This window comes from Myxococcus sp. XM-1-1-1, from assembly GCF_020037095.1.
Taxonomy (GTDB): domain Bacteria; phylum Myxococcota; class Myxococcia; order Myxococcales; family Myxococcaceae; genus Myxococcus; species Myxococcus fulvus.
On record NZ_JAIQDH010000044.1, the window covers coordinates 12,835 to 36,038 of the forward strand.

Sequence of the window (23,204 nt, forward strand, 5' to 3'; positions counted from 1 at the left end):
TTGTAGAATCCACAACGATGAACCTCAACCACCTGACCGTCTTCCTCGCGGTGGCACAGACGCGCGGCTACACCCAGGCCGCGAAGCGGCTCGGCGTGGACAAGGGGCACGTGAGCCGGGTGGTCCGCGCGCTCGAGACCGAGCTGGGCGTGGTCCTGCTCACCCGGACCACCCGCGCGGTGGCGCTGACCGTCGCCGGAGAGCAGCTCCTCTCGCGCATCGCCGAGCCCCTCGCCGCGCTCGAATCCGCCACGACCTCGCTGGAGGACCGGCCCGTGACCCCCTCGGGGCTGGTGACGGTGACGACGACGCCGGACCTGGGCCGCACCGTGGTGGCTCCCCTGGTCGCCGCCTTCCGCGCGCGCTACCCGCTGGTCCGGGTGCGGCTCGTCCTGGAGTCCTCCGTGGTGGCGCTCGCGGCGACGCGCTCGGACCTGGCCCTGCGGGTGGGCGCGCTGCGCCCCGGGCCGTACAAGGCACGCAAGCTGGGCACCCTGGAGGCGGGCTTCTTCGCCTCGCCCCGCTACCTGGCCTCACGCGGGAGCATGAAGTCCATGAGCGAGCTGGCCCGGCATGACGGCCTGTGGCCCTCCACCCAACCGGGGCGCAAGAGCTTCGCCGCGAAGAAGGACTCGCCTCCCGCGGCCGTCGAGTGCGAGGACTTCGGCGCCCTGCTGGAGCTGGCCCGGAACGCGGGCGGCGTGGCGCTGTTGCCCACGTTCCTCGCCGCGCGGGACGTGGCGCAGGGAACGCTCGTTCGGGTGCTGTCGGACCTCACCTTCCCCGGCACCCCACTCTCCCTCGTCACCCTCCCCGAGCGGCCCCTCGCGCCCCGCGTGGTCGCGATGCGAGACTTCCTCATCGAGCACGTTCCGACGGCGCTCGCGATGAAGCCCCATTGAGCCTTCGAGCCCCATGTCCGACGAGATCACCCAGCAACAGATGGTGGAGCAGCTCCGCGCGCTCGGCGTGCGCGAGGCGGGCGTGCTCCTGGTCCACACGTCCTTCCGGGCCGTGCGCCCCGTGGAAGGCGGTCCGCTCGGACTGGTGGCCGCCCTGCGCGCGGCCCTCGGACCTCGCGGGACGTTGGTGATGCCGACGATGACCGATGGCGAGTCCGTCTTCGACCCGCGCTCCACGCCCACCACGGACATGGGCATCACCGCGGAGCTGTTCTGGCGCCAGCCGGGCGTGGTGCGCAGCACGCATCCGGGCGGCTCGTTCGCCGCGGCGGGTCCCCACGCGGTGGAGATCTGCCGTCCCCAGCCCCTGTCTCCGCCGCACGGCCCCGACAGCCCCGTGGGTCAGGTGCACGCGCTGGGTGGACAGGTCCTGCTCCTCGGCGTGACGCACAGCGAGGACACCACGCTGCACCTCGCCGAGTCGCTCGCGGGTGTGCCCTACTCCATCTCCCATCCCTGCGTCGTCGAGGTCGACGGTGTCGCGAGCACGGTGGACATCGCCGAGACGGACCACTGCTGCATCGGCTTCCGCCGCGCCGACGCGTGGCTCCTCGCTCGGGGACTGCAACGTGAGGGCAAGGTGGGCCACGCCGACGCGCGACTGGCGGACGCGCGGGACATCGTCGCCGTCGCGCTGGAGCAGCTCGCCTCGGACCCGCTCGTCTTCCTCTGCGGGCCAGACGCCGGCTGCGAGGAGTGCACGCTCGCCCGTGACAGCGTCTCGCGCTGAGTGCCCCGCACCCGGAAGCACGGCGCCCGACGCTCGCGCGCCCGAGTGAGCACAGGCGATCACCCCGGGTGTCGCCGAAGCGACAGGCACCAACTCCCACGCGGAATGCACGTGCCACGCGCGCCCGAGTGACCTCAATAGCTGCGCGCTTCGAAGCGCGTCAGCATTGGGGGAACAAGGATGAAGAAGAATCGTGGGAAGGTCGGCTGGGTGTTCCTGGCCACCAGTCTTGCCATGGCGCAGGGGGCCTGCTCGAAGAGCAAGGACAGCGGCCCGAACATCAACCAGAACCAGACGAAGGACGGCCCCGCGGACCAGGGCCCGGACCTGCCGCGCCTGACGGGCGGCGACAGCACCCGGGGCCAGCAGGTGTTCCGCTTCGAGACCTTCGGCAACGAGGGCTTCTGGACGGACGCGGTGCGCCTGCCCGCGGGCATCGTCGCCGCGCGGCTCACCCCGGTGCAGGCACTGCAGGCGGGCCTCAGCGTCAACGTGGACGCGCTCGATGACGCCACCAAGGCCGCCGTCGCGGCGGAGCTGGCCTCACAGGGCACCAGCGGTCCGCTGCTCAATGACCCGGCCACCACCGTGGCGCTCATCAACGCCAACGCGGTGATTGGCGTCGTGGTCAAGGACACCAACGGGGACGGCAAGCTGGACGTCGCCAGCGGCGACAAGGTGGGCGTGTCCTGCGCGCTGTGCCACGCCATCACGGATGGCTCGGTGGTGAAGTCGCCGAACAACCTGGGCGGCGGCTCCGTCGGCAAGCAGATCGACGGCCCCACGCCGCACAACCTCAACGTGGGCGGCATCTTCGCGGTGGCGGCCAACACGCGCGCGCTCTACCCGCTGCTCCAGGTGAAGCTGACCGCCAACGGCGACAGGTCCATCGGCCGCGCACCCTCGGAGCAGGGCCTCACGGAGAAGTCCACGGAGGCGGAGGTCGACGCCTTCGTCAGCAACCCGGCCTTCTACCCGCTGGGCTCGTTCGACGACGCGCCGGACGGCACGGGCGCGCAGCAGCACATCGCGTCGTTCTTCCGCACGGACCTGGCCGCGCCCTGGGGCACGCCCGGCGACATCGCGCGGCTCGAGAACTTCAACAACCTCGTCTACACCGTGCTGCTGGACCTCACGAGCCTGGTGACGCCCGGGGGGCGCACCTTCCTCCAGGCCCTGGGCGGCAAGGCCGCGGGCACCGAGCTGGCGGACGACTACCTGGCCATCCTCAAGGAGACGCAGGTGGTGGGCAAGGGAGGCGTGGTCGGCGAGGGCTTCCCGTACATCACCGCGACGGCCGTCCCCGCCGACCAGGTCGGCACCGAGGCCGCGCCCGTGGGCCTGCGCGTGGACGAGAGCGCGCTGAGGGACCTCAACGCGTACACCGACAGCCTCCAGGCGCCCGCGCCGGTCGCCTTCGACGCCACCCGCGCCGCGCGTGGGCGCGAGCAGTTCACCGCGCGCTGCACCAACTGCCACAACGTGGACCAGAGCAAGCGCGTCCCGTCCTTCATCGTGCCGATGAAGAGCATCTACCCGGGCTACAACCCGACGGTGCTCGCCGAGCGCCCCGTGGAGCCCGGCATCCGGACCATCGCCTTCGCGCCCATCCAGGACGACCCGACCACCATCTTCGACGACAAGACGGTCATCGTGGAGGCCAGCCGCCGCGGTGAGCCGCGTGGCTCCGCCCTGCCCCTGCTGTTGGACCTGGGGCGCAAGGACCGCTTCCTCCACGACAGCGAGGTGGCCGGGCTGGACTCGCTGCTGGACCCCGCGCGCGGCGACAAGGCACCCCACCCCGTCTACGTGCAGGACGCCACGCAGCGGGGTGATTTGGTGGAGTTCCTCAAGAGCCTGTAGCCGCGAGTCCAGCGGGCGTCAGTCGTCTTCCACGTCCCGCTTCAGCTTCGACAGGAGGCCCACCGCCTCCCGTGCATAGGGGGAGATCCACCGCTCGTGGATCTCCTGGAAGGGCGTGACGTCGAGGTAGTTCCAGCGCGTGCGCCCTTCCTTCACCGCGATGACCAGACCCGCGCGCTCCAGCACCTTCAGGTGCTGCATCACCGTGCACCGGTCCAGCGAGCCCTCGAACCGCTCGCACAGGTCTCCCGTCGTCCGCGGCGCCTCCTTCAACAAGTCCAGCATCGCCCGCCTCCGCGAGTCCGCCAGCGCCTTGAAGATGAGGTCATCCCGCTCCGCCCTCGACATGTTATAGTTCTATAACATATTGTCCGGCCGAAACCCAGCGAGAGGAGCAACGAGATGGAGCCCAGGTTCCAGGTGCAGCTGAAGGTCCAGAAGCCGGTGGCGCAGGTGTTCGACGCGGTGGTGGACCCGCGCAAGCTCAGCGGCTACTTCGTCCAGACCGCGAGCGCGCCGCTGGTGGCGGGCACGACGGTGAAGTGGAGCTTCGCGGAGGTGCCGGGCGAGCACGACGTCGTCGTCCGCGAGGTGGAGAAGGACGCCCGGCTCGTCTTCGAGTGGGAGGCGGGCCCGGGCGGCTATCAGATTCGGGTGGAGATGCGCTTCACGCCCATCGATGCCGGCAACACCATGGTCCAGATTCGCGAGTCCGGCTGGAAGGACACCCCGGCGGACGTCCAGGCGTCCTACGGCAACTGCGGCGGCTGGATGCACATGATGTCGTGCCTCAAGGCCTACCTCGAGTACGGCATCAACCTGCGCGCGGGCGGAGCGATGTGAGCGGGCCCGTCGCCCGCCCACCCGTCAAGGCGACGACTACAGCGAAGGCAGCACCTGCGCGTCCTTCAGCCGGGGGGCGCGCAGGTCCTTCGGGGACATGAGCGGCTCCGTCACCGGCCAGGGGATGGCGAGGTCCGGGTCGTCCCACGCGATGCAGCGCTCGACCTCCGGCGCGTACAGCGTGGTGCACTTGTAATGGAAGTCCGCGGTGGCGCTCGTCACACAGAAGCCGTGCGCGAAGCCCGGCGGAATCCAGAGCTGCCGGCGGTTCTCCGCGGACAGCTCCACGCCCACCCACCGGCCGAACGTCGGCGAGCCGCGCCGCACGTCCACGGCCACGTCGAACACGCTGCCGGCGAGCACCTGCACCAGCTTGCCCTGCCCCTGCGGCTCCTGGAAGTGCAGACCGCGCAGGGTGCCCTTCCCCGAGCGTGAGTAGTTGTCCTGCACGAAGGGCCCGGGGATGCCGGCGTCCGCGTAGCGCTTCGCGTGGAACAGCTCCATGAAGAAGCCCCGGTCGTCACCGAAGACCTTGGGCTCGAGCAGCAGCAGCTCCGGAATCTCCTGGGGGATGACCTTCACGACACCGCCCCCCGGTTCTCCGCGACGGCCAGCAGGTACTCGCCGTACTCGTTCTTGCGCATCGGCTCGGCGAGCGCCACCAGCTGTTTCGCGTCGATGTAGCCCATCCGGTACGCAATCTCCTCGGGACACGACACCTTGAGGCCCTGCCGCCGCTCGATGACCTCGATGAAGTTGGAGGCCTCCATCAGCGAGCTGTGCGTGCCCGTGTCCAGCCACGCATACCCGCGCCCCATCAGCTCCACGTCGAGCTGGCCCCGGCGCAGGTACTCGATGTTGACGTCGGTGATCTCCAGCTCGCCGCGCGGGCTCGGCTTGAGCTGCGCGGCGATGTCGAGCACCTGGTTGTCGTAGAAGTACAGCCCGGTGACGGCGTAGCTGGACTTGGGCTTCGCCGGCTTCTCCTCCAGGCTCACCGCGCGGTTCTTCGCGTCCAGCTCGACGACGCCGTAGCGCTGCGGGTCCTTCACGTAATAGCCGAACACGGTGGCGCCGGAGGACGTGCGGCGCGCGGCGTCGCGCACCAGGTTGCTGAGCCCGTGGCCGTAGAAGATGTTGTCGCCCAGGATGAGCGACACCGGGTCCTTGCCCACGAAGTCGCGGCCGATGATGAACGCCTGGGCCAGGCCCTCGGGCCGGGGCTGCTCGGCGTACTCGAAGCGCATGCCCCACTGCGAGCCATCCCCCAACAGCTCCCGGAAGCGCGGCAGGTCCTGCGGCGTGGAGATGATGAGCACGTCGCGGATGCCCGCCAGCATCAGAGTGCTGAGCGGGTAGTAGATCATCGGCTTGTCGTGCACCGGGAGCAGCTGCTTGCTGACCACGCGGGTCAGCGGATACAGCCGGGTGCCCGAGCCGCCAGCGAGGATGATGCCCTTCATGTCCACCTCTCCACGTCAGTGCCCCCGCGCGGCCTTCCACGTGGCGTGGAAGCGCGCGAGCGACTCGGCCAGCTCCAGGGGCTTCGCCTCGAGCTGGGTGCGAACCTTGTCCGTCCTCAGTCCCCCCTTCAGCGGACGGGGGCTGGGCAGCTTCAGCTCCGCCATGCGCGTGGGGACGATGAGCTTCGGGTCGAACCCGAACACCTCGCACAGCGCCCGGCCGTAGGCCACCCGGTCCACCACGGCGGCGCCGCAGGTGTTCCAGACGCCGCCGAGCTTGCGCTCTCCCAGCTCCACCAGCATGGCCGCCACGTTGTCCGCGAGGCTGGGCGAGACGACCTGGTCCTCGAAGAGCTTCGCGGGCTGGCCCTTCTCCAGATTCGTCACCAGCCACGCGCCGAAGTTGAGCCGCCCCTCCACCGGAGGCCAGCCGTACACCACCGCCGTGCGGGCGATGGCGCAGCCGGGCGCGAGCACCCGCGCCGCCTGCTCCCCCATGTGCTTGGTCACCGCGTAGACGCCGCGCGGGTTGGGCACGGCGTCCTCGTCGTACGGGCCCGCCTCGCCGTCGAAGACGTAATCGGTGGACACGTGCACCAGGTGCGCCCCGGCCTTGCGAGCGCCCCGCGCGACGAACTCGGTGGCGCGCACGTTGCCCGCGTAGGCGGCCTCCGGGTCCTTCTCACAGGCGTCCACCTCCGTCATGGAGGCGCAGTGGATGACGACCTCGGGCGCCGCGGCCTCCAGCGCCGAGGCCACCTCCGCCTCGCGCGTCAGGTCCACCGCCGCGTAGCCATACGCGCCGCCGGTGCGACGGGGACCTCGCCCCAGGCCCACCACGGTGTGGCCGCGCTGCTCCAACTGCAGACAGGCGCGGCTGCCCACCAGTCCATTCGAGCCCGTGACGAGCACGCGCATGTCACGCCCTCCCCTGGAGGCGGTGCTGGTACTGCGTCTCGAAGTACTGGCGATACGCGCCGCTCATCACGCGGCCCCACCACGCCGGGTGGTCCACGTACCAGCGCACCGTCTGGGCCAGGCCCTCCTCGAAGGTGTGCGCGGGCGTCCAGCCCAGCTCCGCGCGAATCTTCGACGGGTCGATGGCGTATCTCCGGTCATGTCCCGGCCGGTCCTTGACGTACTGGATGAGCGACTCGGGCTTGCCCACCAGGCCGAGGATGGCCTTCACGATGTCGATGTTGCGCCGCTCCGCGCCGCCGCCGATGTTGTAGACCTCGCCCGCGCGGCCCTTCTCCAGCGCGAGCAGCAGCGCCCGGCAGTGGTCCTCCACGTGGAGCCAGTCGCGCACGTTGGCGCCGTCGCCGTACACCGGCAGGGGCTTGTCGTGCAGCGCGTTGACCACCATGAGCGGGATGAGCTTCTCGGGGAACTGGTAGCGGCCGTAGTTGTTCGAGCAGCGCGTCACCACCACGTCCATCTTGAACGTGTGGTGGTAGGCGAGCGCCACCAGGTCCGAGCTCGTCTTGCTGGCCGAGTACGGGCTGGAGGGGTTGAGCGGCGAGGACTCGGTGAAGGCGCCCGTGGGGCCGAGCGAGCCGTAGACCTCGTCGGTGGACACCATGACGAAGCGCTGGATGCCGCGCGCGCGGCTGGCCTCGAGCAGCCGCTGGGTGCCCAACACGTTGGTGGTGACGAAGACCTCGGGGCCGAGGATGGAGCGGTCCACGTGGCTCTCGGCCGCCAGGTGCAGCACGGCGTCGATGGCGTGCACGGACATCAGGTGCTCCACCAGCTCGCGGTTGCCGATGTCGCCGCGGACGAAGACGTGGCGGGGGTCGCCCTCCAGGTCGGAGAGGTTCTCCAGGTTGCCCGCGTACGTCAGCTGGTCGAGATTGAGCACCGTCCAGTCGGGTCGCTCGCGTCGCAGGTACCGCACGAGGTTGGAGCCGATGAAGCCACACCCTCCTGTCACCATTACGTTCATGTGCCGCGGGCCTCGGGTGCTCAGAGAGGGTGCCTGCGTATCGGAGAGGTTCTTGACGGTCAAGGCGCCAGGGGCCTCGGGCTTGTGTGCTCCCCCTCGCGGCGCTAAGGGAGCCTCCGCGTGAGTGAATCCAGACGCAGCCCCCCGACGACGGGTCTCCCGGCGGTCCACCAGCTCCTGCCCCGGCTCGCCTGGGGCGACGCGGTGGGCAACCAGGTGCGCTACCTCCAGGACCTGCTGCGTCGCTGGGGCCACGCGTCGGACATCTACGCCGAGGACTGGGACGACGCCTGCAAGGACCAGGTCCGCCCCGCGCGCGAGTACGCGAAAGACGCCCGCCCGGACTCCCTCCTGCTGGTGCACCACAGCTTCCAGTCGCGGCTGGTGCCGCTCATCGCCCGGGCGCCTGGTCGCAAGGTGCTCGTGTACCACAACGTGACGCCCGCCCGGCTGTTCGAGGGGTTCGAGCGGAAGGTGGCCGCCGCGTGCGACGCGGCCCGGGAGGAGCTGCTGGAGCTGCGGCCGCACATCGAGCGGGCGTTCGGCTACTCGCGCTTCAGCGCGGAGGAGCTGGTGGCCGCGGGCTACGGCTCCGTGGCGACGCTGCCCTTCGCCATCGACTGGAGTGCGTTCGACACGGCCCCGGACCCGGCGCTGCTCGCGGAGCTGGGTGATGGGTGCGCGAACGTCCTCTTCGTGGGACGCGCGGTGCCGAGCAAGAAGGTGGATGACGTGCTGCGCGTCTTCACCGCGTACCAGCGGCTGTACCAACCGAGGAGCCGGCTGGTAATCGCGGGGTATCTGCATCGGGACGGGGCCTATGGTGCGTATCTGCACGGGCTCAAGGAGGTGCTCGGCGCGGAGCGGGTGCTGTTCCTGGGGCGCGTGAGTCCGGCGCAGCTCTCCGCGTGCTTCAGGACGGCGTCCGCGTACCTGTCGATGAGCCGGCACGAGGGCTTCGGTGTGCCCTTGTTGGAGGCGATGTACCGCGACGTGCCCGTGGTGGCGTATGGGGCCGCGGCGGTTCCGGAGACGATGGGTGGCGCGGGGCTGGCCACGCTGACGGATGCGCCGGAAGAGGTGGCGCAGTTGCTCGCCGTGCTGGACCGCAACCCCGCCCTGCGCGCGGAGGTGCTCCAGGGGCAGCGCGCCCGGCTGGCGTCGCTCTCACAGGAGAGCGTGGCCGAGCAGGTGCGCCAGGCGTTCGAGGCGCTGCTCACGGCGCGCCCGAGCGGGCCCGCGCTGGGACACGAGAAGGCTGCTGTCGACGTGGTGTGTCCCGCGTTCACCGTGCGCCCCGAGGACGCCTCGTCGCGACTGGCGCGGCGACTGGTGGAGCGGTTGCCCGGAGCACGGGTGCTGGCGTTGCGGCCTCGGGGACAGGAGGCGTCCACCACGCTGGGGCCCGAGGACGTGGAGGGGGTGCCCGTGTGGCACTTCACGCCGGACCAGCCGGTGGGCCCGGGCCCTGATGCGCTGCCTGGGTCCTCGTCGCTGGAGACCGCGGCGCGCGTGTCCGCGGCGCCGGTGGTGCTGTTGGGAGTGGAGACGTTGGTGGCGCAGGCGCTCCTGCCGCACGTGGGAGCCAGGGCCTGTGGCGCGCATGTTCCGTCGGCGCCGTCGACGGTGTTGGAGCCCGCGCGTCGTCAGTTGGGAGCGCGGCTGGTCGCCATGGAGCCTGGGCATCCGGAGCAGGCCGTGACGGCGTTGGTAGAGGCACTTTCTTCTGCCCGAGGTGGCTCGAATGCGCGCTGAGGACTTGTTGACCCGGGCGCCCTCCGCCGAGACGGTGGCGAGGGAGACCCAGAAGCTTCCGGAGCCCTCGGACGAGGCGAGGGAGTCGCTTCGCCAGGTGCTCGAGGCGTCCGCGAGGCCGGCGGTCACCACGCCCTGGCCCGCGCTGCTCACCGAGGCGCGCGGGAAGATGGACAGTCGCTACGCGGGCCCGGTGACGTCGCACCGCGGCGGCGTGACGGGGCCGGCGCTAGTGCTGGCGAAGCGCGCCTTCCGGCTCGTGTTCCAGCCGTTCATCAACGAGGCGCTGCGCAAGCAGGTGGAGTTCAACGAGTCCATCCTCGATGCGCTGGCGACGATTCACGACGTGCAGCGTGAGCACGCGCGGACCCAGGCCACCTGGCGGCAGGACGTCGAGCGGCGGCTCGCGCGCATCGAGGAGGCCGCGCGAGGTGAGCGGGGCGCGACTCCGGGTGGCGATGCAGCACCTCCGCGGTCCTCCGCTCCCCGAGCCTCGGTCTCCGACGTCGACATTCCGACGCCCTCCGGCGGAGCGAAGCGCCGTCGTCGCCCGGGTCGGCAGTAGCCCTTTTTCTTCCGAGGTCCCCTTGCGCATCTGCCTGGTCTCCCGAGAGCTCTCCCCCTTCTTCGGCGGTGGAATCGGCACCTACGCGTCGCTGATGTGTCGCGCCTTCGCGGAGGCAGGCCATGAGATGCATGTGCTCACCGCGCCCCACGCGGGACTGGAGCACGCCGGAACGCTGCTGCCCGGCGTCCACGTGCACACCGTCGCCCAGGACCTGGCCCCCGGCTACGCGGGGGCATTCCCCTTCCCGCCGCTCCGGCACTCGATGAAGGTGTACCTGGCCCTGCGCGAGCTGCACGAGCGCCATGCCTTCGACTTCATCGAGTTCCCCGAGTACGAGGGCGAGGGCTACTTCGCCCTGCGAGCCCGGCGCACGCTAGGCCACTTCGCCTCCGCGGTGCTCGCCGTGAAGCTGCACACCCCCACCTTCGACGTGCAGCAACTCAACCGCGTCACCACGCTGGACATGGATGCTGCGCAGCAGGAGTACCTCGAGGACACGTGCATCCGGGAAGCGGACCTCTTGCTGTCTCCCACGCGCTCGCTGCTCGACAGGGTGAGCGCGCGACTGAAGCTCGAGACCCGGGGTGTCGTGGTCCCCTACCCCTTCACCGCCCACGACTTCCCACGCCTGCCGCCGCGCCCTCCCCTGGGCCGCCAGCGTGTCCTGTATTTCGGACGCCTGGAGTATCGAAAGGGCGTCCACCTCCTCATCGAGGCCATGCAGTCGCTCTTCGAGCGCGGCGTGGACGCCGAGCTCCAGCTCATCGGCGGCGACACCCAGACGGGCCCCTTCGGGCGCTCGGTGCGCACCTGGCTGGAGCGCCGCGTTGCGCCCGCCTGGAAGGACCGCATCCGCTTCGAACCCCCACGCTCGCGTCCGGAGGTCGCCGCGGCGCTGGCAGAGGCCACCGTGTGCTGCTTCCCTTCTCTCTGGGAGAACTTCCCCAACGTCTGTCTCGAGGCCATGGCCTCCGGCGCGCTCGTCGTCGGCAGCGACGCGGGCGGCATGGCCGAGCTCATCGAGGACGGGCACAGCGGCTTGCTCTTCCGCTCGGGTGATGTGGATCACCTGGCGGCCACGTTGGAAAAGGCGCTCACCACACCCGCGCTGAGGGAGACCGCACACCGTGAGGCCCCGCTGCGCATCGCCGAGGTCTGCGCTCCCGCGAGCGTCGTGCGTCAGGTGGAAGCAGCAGTGGAGGGCGCGGCGCACGCGCGCAACCGCGTCCTCCCGAAGCTCGCACAGGACAAGTCCGACACGCCTCGCGTATCCATCCTCGTGCCCTACTACAACATGGGGCGCTACCTGCCAGAGACGCTGCGCGCCATCCGCGCGCAGACCTTCACCGACTACGAGATCGTCCTCGTGGATGATGGCTCCACGGACGAGGAGAGCATCGAGTTGCTCGACCGGGTCCAGGCGCCGGACCTGCGCATCATCCGCAAGCAGAATGGCGGCCTGAGCTCTGCTCGCAACGCGGGCCTGAAGGTGGCCCGAGGGCACTACGTCCTCCCGTTGGATCCCGACGACCTCATCGCGCCGTCCTTCCTGGAGAAGGCCGTCACGGTGATGGAGGCAACCTCCGGGCTCGGCTACGTCACCTCACTGGTGACCTACTTCGTCGATGACGCCACGCAGGTGACGGGCGGATGGGCTCCCTGGGGCATGGAGCGTGACGCGCTCTGGGTCGCCAACGTGGCATCCACCTGCACGGCGCTGATGAGGCGTCGCGACGTCGAGGACGTCGGCGGGTACGACGAGTGGCTCACGGGCTACGAGGACTGGGACGTCTTCTGCTCGCTCGCGGAGCGAGGGCTGGGTGGCTCCGTCATCCCGGAGCCCCTGTTCCAGTACCGGCTGCGGCCCGACTCGATGACGCGCACGTCCCTCGTCGGAGATCGTTACCGACTGATGGCCTACCTGTACCAGAAGCACCCGAGTCTCGCGCTCCACCCCGAGCGCTCGCTGCGCATCCTCCAAGGCGAAGCCCACAAGCAGGAGGCGCTGCTGCATGCCCGGCTCGCGGACGCCGCGCCACGCCCCTTGCTGGACAAGGTGGTCGACCGCGTCAATGGAACGCTCAAGCGGTTCGACGTCGTCCACCATGCGCTGCGCGGCGTGGCGACGCGGGTGGTGGGAACCGAGGACACCTCGCGGCCGCTCCGCCAGCAGCTCGTGGACCGGCTGCGGGGTAACAAGCCGCGGCGCTGAACCTCCGCGAGCCCCTGGACTCCCGGGCGGACACGAGCTCGCGTCCGCACCGGGCCGTATGGCCCCCGCCGCCCGTCAGCGACGGGTGAGGCCCCACTGGCGGGTGGTGTGCACCACCTGCTTCATCCGGGGATGCACGGCGGGCATCCGCTTGAGCGTGCGGTTGACCAAGTCCACCAGGGCATAGCGCATGGGGCGCTCCTCCTCGCCTTCGGGGGTCAAGCCACTGGCGGCGAGCTTGAGCAGGCGGTGTACCACCGGGGCTCGCTTGAGCGCGCTGTTGAGCGTGTCCACCACCCCGTAGCGCAGCGGAGGCTCTCCCACGGCCACCCCGGTACTGGCCACGTCCGTGGAGTGGGCGGTATCCGCCATCTCCGCGAGCAGCAGGAAGGCGCTCAACTGCGAGCCCGCGGGCAGCGGGCGCGGGAGTCCCTGGTGGAGCTGGAACAAGAGCTCCAGGTGCCGGCGCCGGTTGACGCCGGAGATCATCGACCCCTTGCGCCGCCGGTAGTGGAAGTGGAGCGCGTTGGTGACCAGGAAGCGGCTCCCCGAGTGCGCCAGCCGCAGGTACAGGTCCCAATCCTCGTAGCTCGTCAGCGCTTCGTTGTAGCGCATGCGCTCGAACAACGAGCGGCGCATCAGCGACGTGGCGCATGCCAAGCGATTGGCAACCATTCCCAGGGACGGACAATCCCCGATGAAGAGCGCGTAGTCGATGAAGCGACGCCGGGCCCGCGCCTCGTCGGAGTCGAAGTAACCCGTCGACGGCACCACGACATCGAACTCCAGGTGCCGCTCCAAGGCCTCTACCGCCATGCGGATGAACGTCGGGCTGATGCAGTCATCCGCATCCAGCGGGAGGATGTAGTCCCCCGTCGCGGCGCCCAGGCCGATGTTGCGCGAGGCGGGGAGCCCCCGGTTGACGGGATTGCGGATGAGCTTCACACCGCTCTCACCGGAGCGGATGGACTCCTCGATGTGATTCAGGACCTCATGGTCGAAGGCCCCCGTGGAGGCGTCATCCACGATGATGACCTCAATCTCCGGGTAGCTGCTGTCCGCGACGCTCGCGAGCGTCTCTGGCAGGAAGCGCCCCAGGTTGTGATTCGTGATGAGCACGCTGACCCGCGGCAGCCGCGCGCCCTCGAGCCGCTGGAGCGCTCGTGGTGGGGGAGCTGGCTTCTCCCAGTAAGGCACGTCCGCCGTCCACTCCACGGGGCGCAGCGGTCCCGAGCGCCACGCGCGCTCGATGGCCGCGACGAGCCCCTCCACCGAGCCATCGAAGGTGTGGCAGTTGACGCCATCGACAAAGGGGCTGCCCGGCGCGAAGGCCACGCACCCGGCGTTGAGCACCAGCGTCGCGCCGGCGGCGGAGGCCTCGTACGCGGTGAGATTGAGCGACTCGTAGTCGGAGGGGATGACGACAATGCCCTCGCGCATCATCGCGTCACGGTCCTTGGCCGGCCCGGTGAAGATGAAGCGCTCCCGAAGGCTCTGCGGAATCAACGACTGGATCCACGTGAGGAACGCCGTGTTCGCGACATGGCAGGCCAACACCGCCTTCCCCTGGTACTCGGGGCAGTGACGCATGAACGCCGCCGCGCCTCGAACGAAGAGGTCCGCGCGCTTGAAGTTCTGGACCTTGGTGACGAACAGGAGGTCCGGCTCCCGCTCCCCTCGCACCGGCACGAAGTCCTGCTTCGGCGCCACCGGCGGGAACTCTTGGACGACCTTGTCCAGCCAGCTCTCCGCAAAGCCGTAGTAGGCGCGGTTGAGTTCCGCGACTCCCGGGATGTGGGCCACGACGAGGTCCGCATCCAGCAGCGCCTTGCGCTCCAGTTCGTGGACGCCGAGGTGCTCCTTGGTTGGCAACTGACGTTCGAATGGCGCGAGCATCCCGGACGTCGAATGCAACCGCACCACCATCCGCGCGCCCTGCAGACCACAGCCCAGGAGCTTCTCCTGGATGGAGCAGAAGGCCCAGCCGCGGTAGTCCGGGAATTCGATATCGTCGAAGAGGAGGCCGCGCGCCTCCAGCTGACGCAGCTCGAGCATCAGCTCCATGGATTGGGCGTGGCAGAAGGTGTCGGTGAAGGCGCCCACCGGAGGATAGACGCCGCCCTCGTCGAAGGTCGCCTCCCACTCCGGCCGGGGCGCGCAGCGGTGGGCCTTCACCTTGCCCTGGAAGTAGCGCTCCACGTCGGGCGGCGCCATCGAAGCACTCGAAGGGAGCAAAAGGTGCAGCTCCACGTCCGCGGCGCGCTGGAGCGAGGCCTCGACGAGATTGTGGACGACACGACCAATGCCGCCCGCGGTGAACGGATGGAGTTCGTCGGTGACAAGACAGACGCGACGCGGCCTCATGACTGAACGAACGCCTCCAGGACCCTGACGGCCTCGAGCGTCACGGTCCGCTCGTAGTCCGCCATCATCCCCACCAGTTCCTCGGGCGCTCGCTCACGCATCGACACGAGCTGTTCGAGGGCGGCCGCGACGACCTCCACCGAGTCCACACCGGCAATCTGGGTGAGCCGCTGATAGGGATGCGAGTCCAACGCCCCCATGCTCAGTGCGCCATGGATGCAGGGAATGCGCAGCGCGAGCGCCTCGAGCCCCGTCATGGGCTGACACTCCGACAACGAGGCGTTCATGATGATGTCGCAGCGGCGAACCAGGTCGAACATCTCGGCGCGCGAAGGACGCGCGACGTGGTGGACGCGACGTGGCCCCTTGAGCGACTCCGGCATCACGTAGGACGCCGTGACGTAGATGTCGTCGATGCGCGTGGAGGCCTGGCAGGCGAAGAGGTTGGTGTAGAAGTTCTTGCGCCAGTCGTTGGGCGTGGGGATGAGCGCGGCGCGCGTCATGCGGCGCGTCGGGGCGGTGCGCTCGGCGTCCGTCAGCCTCGGGGGCAGGTTGATGACTGTCTGGGGAAAGACGTCCGGCGACAGCAGGTGCATGCCTGGCTTGACGGTGGCCACCGCATCGAAGACGCCGCTTCGCTTGAGGTCGACCAATTGCGAGAAGTAGTCGAGTTCCTGCGTGAAGTGGAACTGCGCCGACGAGCCATGCCACAGCGCCAGGATGCGCACCGACGAGCCGAGCGTCCGGCGCAGCAGCACCGCGAAGTCGCGGGCATTGGGTGAGAACGCGTGCAGGATGACGGTGTCACAGCCACTGCGCTCGACCAGCTCGAGCGAGGCACGCAACTCCCGCTCATCCAGCGTGCGCTCACAGGTGATGGCCAGCTTCTGCCCCGGCATGTAGCCAGCAGCGGCGCGGATGCCGTGCCACTCCTGATGGAAGACATGCATCAGCTTCCCGAACCGGGGCATGACTGCGGACCAGCGCGTGTCGAGCGGTGCGTTGAGGATGAAGCCCGGATGAGAGGTGGGCGGCACATAGGCCGTGGGTGCATCCGGGAACGCGACGCGCGAGGCCCGCAGGCGCGCCAGGTCATCGGACAGCGCCTGGAGCCGCTGGCGACGCGCGAAGCGCTCGGTCTGCACCGCCAGCCGCTCGGTGAGTTCCTCCACCTTCGCCTCGGCGCTCGTGGCTGCAGCCCCCGACAGGGACTTGCTGGCCCGCTCCGCCCACGCCAGGAACTGGGGCATGGCGCGCTCGCGCAGCGCCTCCAGCGTCACCGGCCGCGACTCGTCCCGCGGCGACTCCGGCCCCGTGAGCTGGAAGTAGCGGCGGCCCTCGTCACCGTGGCGCTTGAGGACATAGACGTCCTGGCCGTCCACCAGACCGGGCCCGTGGTGCAGATCCCACCCCTGTGGCAGCAGGTCCGCGAAGGCGTGGAGCCAACCGCCCGGGTGCTGCGAGGCGTCCCACACGCTCGTGGGCACCAGCGGGTTCTCCACCAGCACCAGCACGCCATCCGGCGACAGCAGCCGCCCCAGGCGTTCCAGCAGGCTGGAGATGCGGTCCCCCTGCGTGTGCAGCAGCGTGGCGACACTGAAGACCACGTCGAAGCGGCGCTCGCCCACCGCAGTGAGCGGATCCTCGCCGAAGAAGATGCGATCCTTCGCCAGGTTCGGCGCCTCGCGACGCAGCGGCTCCGTCATGGACTCGGAGGCGTCATACCCATGGTACTGGACGTGCGAGAGACGGGTGACATAGGCGGCGTGACGACCAAAACCACAGCCGAGCTCCAACACGGACAGTGAGCGGTCCAGGCGCTTCTGCTCGGCGCGGATGAGCGTGCTCAGCACCCGTTCCTGCTGGCTGTACACCCTGGCGCCCTGCGCGTCGGCGTTCCCCGCCTCCCACTGCGCGCGGCCGGCGGCCGGCGTCCACAATGGAAGCCCCTTGCTCATTTGCGTCGAGTCCCCGCTGGGGCGCTCGCTCTTGATGTCTTTGTACATAGGCCGTTGAGAATTGACGCCGCCTACATGGACCGAGGGTCCGTTTCCAGCGAAGTTCGGTAAGTCCTGCAACCATTCCCATGACTGGCGGCGCTCAGGCAAGGGACGTGCTGGCAGTGAAGGGTAAAAGCCACGAGGTGCGCCCAGTCGCACGGGCACCTGTCTTATCCGACGCATCCGACGCCCGCCTGGCCCACATCCGAGCGAGCGGGCCGGGCGAGTGCCTCACTTGACGGCGGCGCGAGCGCTCCCGACGTCTGGCGTCAGCAGGTATTCAAGCAGCAGGTCCACCTGCTCCTCCCAGCTCGTGCGGCGCACACGCTCCGCCGCGCGCGCACCGATTCGCGCGCGCAGCGAGGCATCCGTCACGGCCGCGCGCAGCCGCGCGAGCACGCAGCTCACCGTCGGCGCGGACAGCAGACAGTTCTCCCCGTCCTCCAGCAACCAGTGGTTCGCGGGATTGTCATTGGTCACCACCGTCACGCCACACGCCATCATCTCCAGGGGCAGGTAGGACGGGTGGCGGGTGAACATGAAGCACAGACCCACGTCGCATTCCCGGTAGAGCGCCGCCGTGCGCTCCGCGGGCAACACGCCCAGGTTCGTCACCAGCCCGCGGACGCCGTAGGACTCCGGATGCCACTCGGCGCCCGCCGTGACGATGTCCACCGCCGGGCCCAGCTCCCGCTTGAGCCGCGCCAGCGCCGCCAGGCCCAGCTCGAAGCCGTTGCGCTCGTTGCCGGGCCGTCCGTAGAAGAACACCCGCACCGGGCCCTTGCGCGCCGGACGCCGGTCATGGAAGAGCGCCGAGTCCACGGCGGGCTCGAAGGCGAAGCCGTCCATGCCATGCAGCGCCTTCACCGTGTCGCGCAGGCCCGGCGTGTTGAAGATTCCCTGGAGCCCCAGCTGATAGGTCTGCTCCGCGAGCGCGGACTGGGTGCCGGCCGCGAAGAACATCGGCTCGTAGTCCTGCACGAAGTACGCGCGCACCGCCGCGCGCGGGTGGCGCAGCACCGGGTACGCGGACGTCCAGTACGTGGCGATGGCCAGGTCGCACTCGGGCAGCTCCGACAGCGCGGACGCCCCCGCCAGCACGCGGAAGGCCCCCGCCGCGCCGGGGAACACGGTGGCCGCCCTGGCCTCGAAGTCCCCGGGGCTCGCGCCCGGCTTGTCGTAGACGACGAAGTCGCTCTGCACGCCGTGACGCCGCTGCATCAGGTCCGCGAAGCGGAACAGCGTGTGGATGCCCGCGTAGACGTGGCCGAACGCGGGGATGAACCAGGTGGCCGTGCGCACCTTCCCCCGCGCGCGCAGGGCCGAGAGGGCCGCTCCCGCCGACTCGCGGGACGCCGCCGCCTGCTCGGGCGTGAAGTCCAGCTCGCCCAGGTGCTCCACCAGGTGGCGCTGCGCCCGCGCCCGCGCCTCCATGGCCGGGTCCTGCGCGCTGGGCACGTCGTGCGTCAGCGTGCGCAGGGCCAGCGTCTCGCCCGTCTCCGGGTGACGTCGGAGCGAGCAGTCCGTGCCCAGCAGCGAGAGGTTCGGGTTGTAGAACGGGTCTCCGCGCTCCCCCAGCCAGGGCCGGTAGGACACGTAGGACCACCAGTAGTCGGACTCCGGCACGGCGTCCGCGCGGCGACTGGCGGACTCGTGGTGGATGAGGCGCGCGTGCGGCGTGTACACCACGCGCAGGCCGCGCTGGTTGAGCCGCAGGCCGATGTCCACGTCGCTGCCGCAGACCTGGAAGCGCTCGTCGAAGCCGCCCAGGCCCTCGAAGACGTCGCGCCGGAAGATGACGCACGCGCTGGTGACGGACAGCCAGTTGCGCGTCCACTCGGTGTGGCCGAACGGCGTGGAGATGGGGCCGTCCGGCAGCCGCCAGAACGGGTGGCCCGCCATGCCGGTGATTCCCACCACCGCGCCCGCGTGCTGCACCGTGCCCTCGGGGAAGAGCAGCTTGCAGCCCACCGCGCCCACCTCGGGCCGCTGCGCCTGCGACACCAGCTCCGTCAGCCAGCCCGGGTCCACCACCTCCATGTCGTTGTTGAGGAAGAGCAGCAGCTCGCCCGTGGCCTGCTTCGCCGCCCAGTTGTTGATGGCCGGGTAGTTGAAGGGGAAGTCCCAGGTGAGCTTCACCAGCCGGGGGTCCGTCAGCCGCTCCAGGAGCGCGAAGGTCTCCGGCTTCGTGCTGTTGTTGGAGACCAGCAGCACCTCGAAGTGCGGATACGTCGTGCGCGAGAGCAGCCCCGGTACCAGCAGCTCCAGCAAGTCCGGCCGGTCCTTGAACGGGACGATGATGGACACCTTCGGCGTGCCCTTCACCGGATAGCGCACCCGGTACTGCGTGGGCGCGGGGCTGGACACCTCGGCCGCCTCGCCCTTGCGCGCCAGGTGCTCGCGCAGCGCGCGCTCGCCCGCGTCCGTCGCCTTCGAAAGCCCCGCCGCCTGGCTGGAGAACGACGCCGGGTTGGCGCGCCAGTGGTACAAGAGCTGGGGCACATGGCCGATGCCGCGCGCCGCCTCGCTCAGCCGCAGCATCAGGTCGAAGTCCTGCGAGCCGTCGAAGCCCTCGCGCACGCCCCCCACCGCCTCGAGCAACCGCCGCCGCGCGAAGAGGAAGTGGCAGACGTAGTTCACCGAGCGCAGCAGGTCCGGAGACCAGTCCGGCTTGAAGAACGGCGCCGTGCGCCGGCCCTCGGAGTCCAGCCGGTCCTCGTCGCTGTAGAGGACCTCGAGCGAGGGCTCCGCTTCCGCCGCGAGCACCATCCGCGCCAGCGCGTGCGGCGCCAGCGTGTCGTCGTGGTCCAGGAAGCCCACCCAGTCGCCCGTCGCCACCGCCAGGCCCGCGTTCGTCGCCCGAGCGATGCCGCCGTTTTGCTCCAACGTCACCACGCGGATGCGCGCGTCCCCCGCCGCCGCCTCGCGCAGCATCCCCGCCACGTGCGGCGCGGTGCTGGCATCGTCGACGAGCACCCACTCCCACTCCGTGTAGAGCTGCGCCCGCACGCTGTCCGCGCACTCGCGGAAGAAGGACTCGGGCGTGTTGTAGACGGGCGTGACGAGCGTCACCCGGGGCCGCGAGGACAGCGTTCCGAGCGCCTCGCGCGCGGCCTCCAGGTCCGCCGGCTCCCGGCTCGCGCACCAGCCCTCGTAGTCACCCAGCTCCGGGGGACGGGGCGCGGGGGTGCGCGTGCCCAGCACGCCCGCCAGCGCCAGCACCGCCTGCTCGTTGAAGCGCGTCTGCCGACGCAACAGCTCCGTCCACAAGGGCGCCCCCGCGCGCAGCGGGCGCGGCAGGGCCTCGGGCCGCAGCGGGTCGTTGTGCTCGACGAGCCCCGCCACCCACCGGGCGCCCGTGGCCTCGTCGGGCGGCGTGGGGCTGGCCGCCGCGACGACGGCCTCCACCATGGCCGCGTTCCAGGCCGACTGTCCCTTGAGCAGCCCCTCCAGCACGGGCCCCGCCGCGGACAGGTACGAGCGCTTGGCGGCCTCCACCACCGAGCCCAGCGCGCCACCCCGGTGGGAGCGCGCCACCCGCCAGCGCGTCGGGTCCGCCTTGGGCGCCAGCTGTGCGCGAGCCCAGGCCGACACGTCCTCGCGCAGGCCCAGCGCGCGGTGCACCGTGAGGTACTCCAGCACGCGCACCACGGCCTTGTTGAAGTCGGCCTGGGGACGCAGTGACTCGACGTGGAACGGGTGCAGTCCCTCGATGAAGGCGCGCTTGGTCGCCGTCACCACGCGGCCCAGCGTGGCGCGGTGCGAGTCCGGCACCGCGAACTCGTGCGGCACCGCCAGCCGCGAGGCCTCCTGCAGCGGGGACAGCGCGTGCGCCCCCTCCGGCCGGGCCCGGTAGAGCTGCTCGGTGAGCAGCCGCAGCGCGCCCTCCAGCGCCGTCACGTCCTCGCAGGCCCCGGGCAGACACGGGCGGCGCGCCTCCAGCAGCGAGCGCACCACTGCCACCATCCGCGCCAGCTCCCCGGCGCCCGGCGCCGCGTCGGGCGCCTGTGAATCACCGGCGAGCTTCTCCAGCACTGTCTTCACCGCCGTACCGCCTCTCTCGTTCGCGTGCCGGCCGCACGGATACGCCCCCTGACGACTCCCGCCAACCCGAATGACTCAGGGACGGCCGCCACCCGCGAGCGCGGGGGGGAGCTGCACCGCGACGGGCTCCACCACCCAGTGGTGGGCCGGACGGAACACCCCGCGCTCGGCCACCGAGGAGCTGACCTCGAAGGTGCAGCGCTCGCGGGACACCCCTTGCGCCGTGCGTGCCGACACCACACACACGTACGTGCCCGCCAAGAGGCCCAGCCGCTCCAGCACGAAGCGCATCCGCCCCGAGGACGGCAGCTCCTTCGGCAGCGGCACCGACTCCACGCGCGTGCTCGTCTCGTAGAGCGCCCGGCCCTCGGGGGACTGGAGCGACACCTCGAACTCCAGGTCCGCGCACGGCCCCTGGACGGAGAAGTCCACGCAGACCTCCACCGCCACCTCCGGGGACAGCCGCGCCACCTCCGCGCCGCCCGGCGACGTCAGCCGCAGGCCGGACAGGCGCACGGGGCCGTCCTCGACGGGCACGTTGACCTGGGGCAGCGCGCCGCCGTCCTCGGTCAGCGCCGGCGGCGTGAAGGTGGCGGACTGCGCCTCCGCCAGGGCGATGGCCTGCTTGTACTCGGCCACGACGTCCGAGGGGCGGCCCACGCGGCGGATGTAGCCACCGTCGATCCAGGCGACCTCGTCACACCACTTCTCCACGGTGCCCAGGTCGTGCGTCACCAGGACGATGGTCTTCCCGCGCTTCTTGAACTCCGTCATCTTCGCGAGGCTCTTCTTGCTGAAGTGCTCGTCGCCCACCGCGAGAATCTCGTCGACGATGAGGATGTCCGGGTCCACGTGCGTGGCCACCGCGAACGCCAGGCGCATGTACATGCCGCTGGAGTACGTGCGCACCGGCTCGTCGATGAACTCGCCCAGCTCGCTGAAGGCGATGATGTCATCCATCCGCTCGCGCACCTCCGTGCGCGACATGCCGAGGATGATGCCGTTGATGAGGATGTTCTCCCGGCCGGAGAAGTCCGGGTGGAAGCCCGCGCCCAGGTCCAGGAGCGCGGAGATGCGGCCGTTGATCTCCATCACCCCCGAGGTGGGCGTGTAGATGCCGGTGATGAGCTTGAGCAGCGTGCTCTTGCCGGAGCCGTTGCGGCCGATGATGGCCACCGTCTTGCCGCGGGGGATGCGCAGGTTGATGCCGCGCAGGGCGGTGATGAGCCCCCCCTCCTTCGGCTTGTTCCTGCCGCGCAACCAGCGCAGCAGCTCGGACTTGAAGGTCGTGTACTCACCCCGGATGGTCCTCTTCCGGAAGCTCTTCACGACATCGCGCAGCACTATGGCGTCGAGGGGTTCCTGCATGGCGACGGCTCAGATGGATTCCGCGAAGTCCTCGCGGCGGGATTCGAAGAGGACGGACGCGCCCCACAGCAGCACCACCGACACGACGGCCAGCGCGGCCAGCGGGCCCGCGTCCGGCAGGCGGTGCTCGTAGAAGATGGCCTGGTACGACAGCATCAAACTGGCCATGGGGTTGGCCATCAGGATGGTCGTGCGCAGGCCCTCGTCGTGGATGGTGCTCGCCTGGTACAGCACCGGCGTGAGGAAGAACCACATGGTCAGCACGTTGCCGACGATGTGCTGCAGGTCCCGGAACGACACGTTGATGGCCGCGACGATGTACGTGAGCGCCAGCGTGAAGATGAGCTGGATGAGCACCACCAGCGGGAACGCGATGACGTGCCAGGTGGGGTACTGCCCGTAGATGAGCCCCAGGGTCAGCATCAGCGGGAGCGACAGCACGTAGTTGCTCAGGTTCGTCATCACCACCGTGGTCGGCAGCACCTGGGCCGGGAAGCGCACCTTCGTCATCAGGTCGCGCCGGTCACTGATGGCGCTTGCGCCCGCCGTCAGCGACGAGGTGAACCAGATCCACGGCAGCAGCCCCACGAACATGAAGTACGGGTAGTTGGGGATGTTCTGCCGCATCACCATGGTGAAGAGCAGCGCGTACACCAACATGTGCAGCGTGGGATTCAGGAACGTCCAGAGGAAGCCCAGGAACGAGCCGCGGTAGCGGGCCTTGAGCTCACGCTGGACGAGGCTGAGGAGCAGGCCTCGGTATTGGTACAGTTCTCGGACGAGGCGAATCATGAGGGGGCCCTTCATATAGCAGGGCCCGAGTGCGTGCGAGGCAAGCCATACACCCCGCACGATTCCCTCGTGCCTCTCGCGAGGGGTCGTCTCCCCTCCGTCCAGCCGGCCCTGACGCACGCTCGGCCGTCCCACCCCGCGGGGCCGCCACGCATGCGATGCGAGTCATTGCGTGAGAAAACAAAAAGGCTCCCGGGTTTCCCTGGGAGCCTTCGTTCTGGAGCGGGAAAAGGGATTTGAACCCTCGACCCTCGCCTTGGCAAGGCGATGCTCTACCGCTGAGCTATTCCCGCAT

Annotated in this window: 17 protein-coding genes and 1 tRNA gene; 7 read left to right on the forward strand and 11 right to left on the reverse strand. The window is 69.9% G+C overall.

Going from position 1 to position 23,204, the window contains the following annotated elements:
- Window positions 1-17 precede the first annotated feature (17 nt).
- From K8640_RS41800 to K8640_RS41810, 3 genes are all read left to right on the forward strand, one after another.
- On the forward strand, window positions 18-902 hold the full coding sequence (locus K8640_RS41800; RefSeq protein ID WP_223752186.1) for a LysR family transcriptional regulator: 885 nt from the start codon (window positions 18-20) through the stop codon (window positions 900-902).
- Between the two features lie 13 nt (window positions 903-915).
- Entirely contained in the window at window positions 916-1,692 is a 777-nt protein-coding gene (locus K8640_RS41805; protein WP_223752187.1) for an AAC(3) family N-acetyltransferase, read from the forward strand.
- 180 nt (window positions 1,693-1,872) lie between these two features.
- On the forward strand, window positions 1,873-3,555 hold the full coding sequence (locus tag K8640_RS41810; RefSeq protein WP_223752188.1) for a hypothetical protein: 1,683 nt from the start codon (window positions 1,873-1,875) through the stop codon (window positions 3,553-3,555).
- An 18-nt stretch (window positions 3,556-3,573) separates the two neighbouring features.
- On the opposite strand, the gene K8640_RS41815 is transcribed toward K8640_RS41810, so the two are convergent.
- Entirely contained in the window at window positions 3,574-3,903 is a 330-nt protein-coding gene (locus K8640_RS41815; protein ID WP_046714711.1) for a helix-turn-helix transcriptional regulator, read from the reverse strand.
- Between the two features lie 54 nt (window positions 3,904-3,957).
- Between K8640_RS41815 and K8640_RS41820 the strand changes: the two genes are divergently transcribed.
- Window positions 3,958-4,398 (forward strand): SRPBCC domain-containing protein, encoded by a 441-nt coding sequence (locus tag K8640_RS41820; protein ID WP_223752189.1) that lies wholly within the window; start codon window positions 3,958-3,960, stop codon window positions 4,396-4,398.
- Between the two features lie 36 nt (window positions 4,399-4,434).
- Here K8640_RS41820 and rfbC read toward each other — a convergent pair whose 3' ends face one another.
- Genes rfbC through rfbB form a run of 4 tightly spaced genes read right to left on the reverse strand, consistent with a single transcriptional unit; the run spans window position 4,435 to window position 7,806 of the window.
- Window positions 4,435-4,980: a dTDP-4-dehydrorhamnose 3,5-epimerase gene (rfbC, locus tag K8640_RS41825; RefSeq protein WP_223752190.1), complete on the reverse strand. Its 546-nt coding sequence runs from the start codon at window positions 4,978-4,980 to the stop codon at window positions 4,435-4,437.
- Window positions 4,977-5,861 carry a glucose-1-phosphate thymidylyltransferase RfbA gene (rfbA, locus tag K8640_RS41830; protein ID WP_223752191.1) on the reverse strand — a complete coding sequence of 295 codons (885 nt, stop codon included), beginning with the start codon at window positions 5,859-5,861 and terminating at the stop codon, window positions 4,977-4,979. The genes rfbC and rfbA overlap by 4 nt, the downstream gene beginning before the upstream one ends.
- A 15-nt stretch (window positions 5,862-5,876) precedes the next feature.
- Window positions 5,877-6,779, reverse strand: coding sequence for an SDR family oxidoreductase (locus tag K8640_RS41835; protein WP_223752192.1), 903 nt, complete (start codon window positions 6,777-6,779; stop codon window positions 5,877-5,879).
- Between the two features lies 1 nt (window position 6,780).
- Window positions 6,781-7,806 (reverse strand): dTDP-glucose 4,6-dehydratase, encoded by a 1,026-nt coding sequence (gene rfbB, locus K8640_RS41840; protein ID WP_046714716.1) that lies wholly within the window; start codon window positions 7,804-7,806, stop codon window positions 6,781-6,783.
- Between the two features lie 120 nt (window positions 7,807-7,926).
- Here rfbB and K8640_RS41845 point away from each other — a divergent pair, with 120 nt between their 5' ends.
- Genes K8640_RS41845 through K8640_RS41855 form a run of 3 tightly spaced genes read left to right on the forward strand, consistent with a single transcriptional unit; the run spans window position 7,927 to window position 12,341 of the window.
- A complete protein-coding gene (locus K8640_RS41845; RefSeq protein WP_223752193.1) occupies window positions 7,927-9,561 on the forward strand; it encodes a glycosyltransferase in 1,635 nt (544 codons plus the stop codon).
- Entirely contained in the window at window positions 9,551-10,126 is a 576-nt protein-coding gene (locus K8640_RS41850; RefSeq protein WP_223752194.1) for a hypothetical protein, read from the forward strand. The genes K8640_RS41845 and K8640_RS41850 overlap by 11 nt, the downstream gene beginning before the upstream one ends.
- Window positions 10,127-10,148: 22 nt before the next feature.
- Window positions 10,149-12,341, forward strand: a complete 2,193-nt coding sequence (locus tag K8640_RS41855) for a glycosyltransferase (RefSeq protein WP_223752195.1) — start codon at window positions 10,149-10,151, stop codon at window positions 12,339-12,341.
- A 75-nt stretch (window positions 12,342-12,416) separates the two neighbouring features.
- Here K8640_RS41855 and K8640_RS41860 read toward each other — a convergent pair whose 3' ends face one another.
- The 6 genes from K8640_RS41860 to K8640_RS41885 all read right to left on the reverse strand — a co-directional run bounded on the left by K8640_RS41860 (window position 12,417) and on the right by K8640_RS41885 (window position 23,202).
- Window positions 12,417-14,705, reverse strand: coding sequence for a glycosyltransferase (locus tag K8640_RS41860; protein WP_223752196.1), 2,289 nt, complete (start codon window positions 14,703-14,705; stop codon window positions 12,417-12,419).
- Entirely contained in the window at window positions 14,702-16,663 is a 1,962-nt protein-coding gene (locus K8640_RS41865; RefSeq protein WP_223752197.1) for a class I SAM-dependent methyltransferase, read from the reverse strand. The genes K8640_RS41860 and K8640_RS41865 overlap by 4 nt, the downstream gene beginning before the upstream one ends.
- A gap of 273 nt (window positions 16,664-16,936) precedes the next feature.
- Window positions 16,937-20,749, reverse strand: coding sequence for a glycosyltransferase (locus K8640_RS41870; protein ID WP_370640449.1), 3,813 nt, complete (start codon window positions 20,747-20,749; stop codon window positions 16,937-16,939).
- A gap of 75 nt (window positions 20,750-20,824) precedes the next feature.
- Window positions 20,825-22,117, reverse strand: a complete 1,293-nt coding sequence (locus tag K8640_RS41875; protein ID WP_141324605.1) for an ABC transporter ATP-binding protein — start codon at window positions 22,115-22,117, stop codon at window positions 20,825-20,827.
- A 9-nt stretch (window positions 22,118-22,126) separates the two neighbouring features.
- Window positions 22,127-22,909, reverse strand: coding sequence for an ABC transporter permease (locus tag K8640_RS41880; protein ID WP_223752198.1), 783 nt, complete (start codon window positions 22,907-22,909; stop codon window positions 22,127-22,129).
- A 218-nt stretch (window positions 22,910-23,127) separates the two neighbouring features.
- Window positions 23,128-23,202: transfer RNA gene (locus K8640_RS41885), tRNA-Gly, on the reverse strand.
- Between the last annotated feature and the right edge of the window lie 2 nt (window positions 23,203-23,204).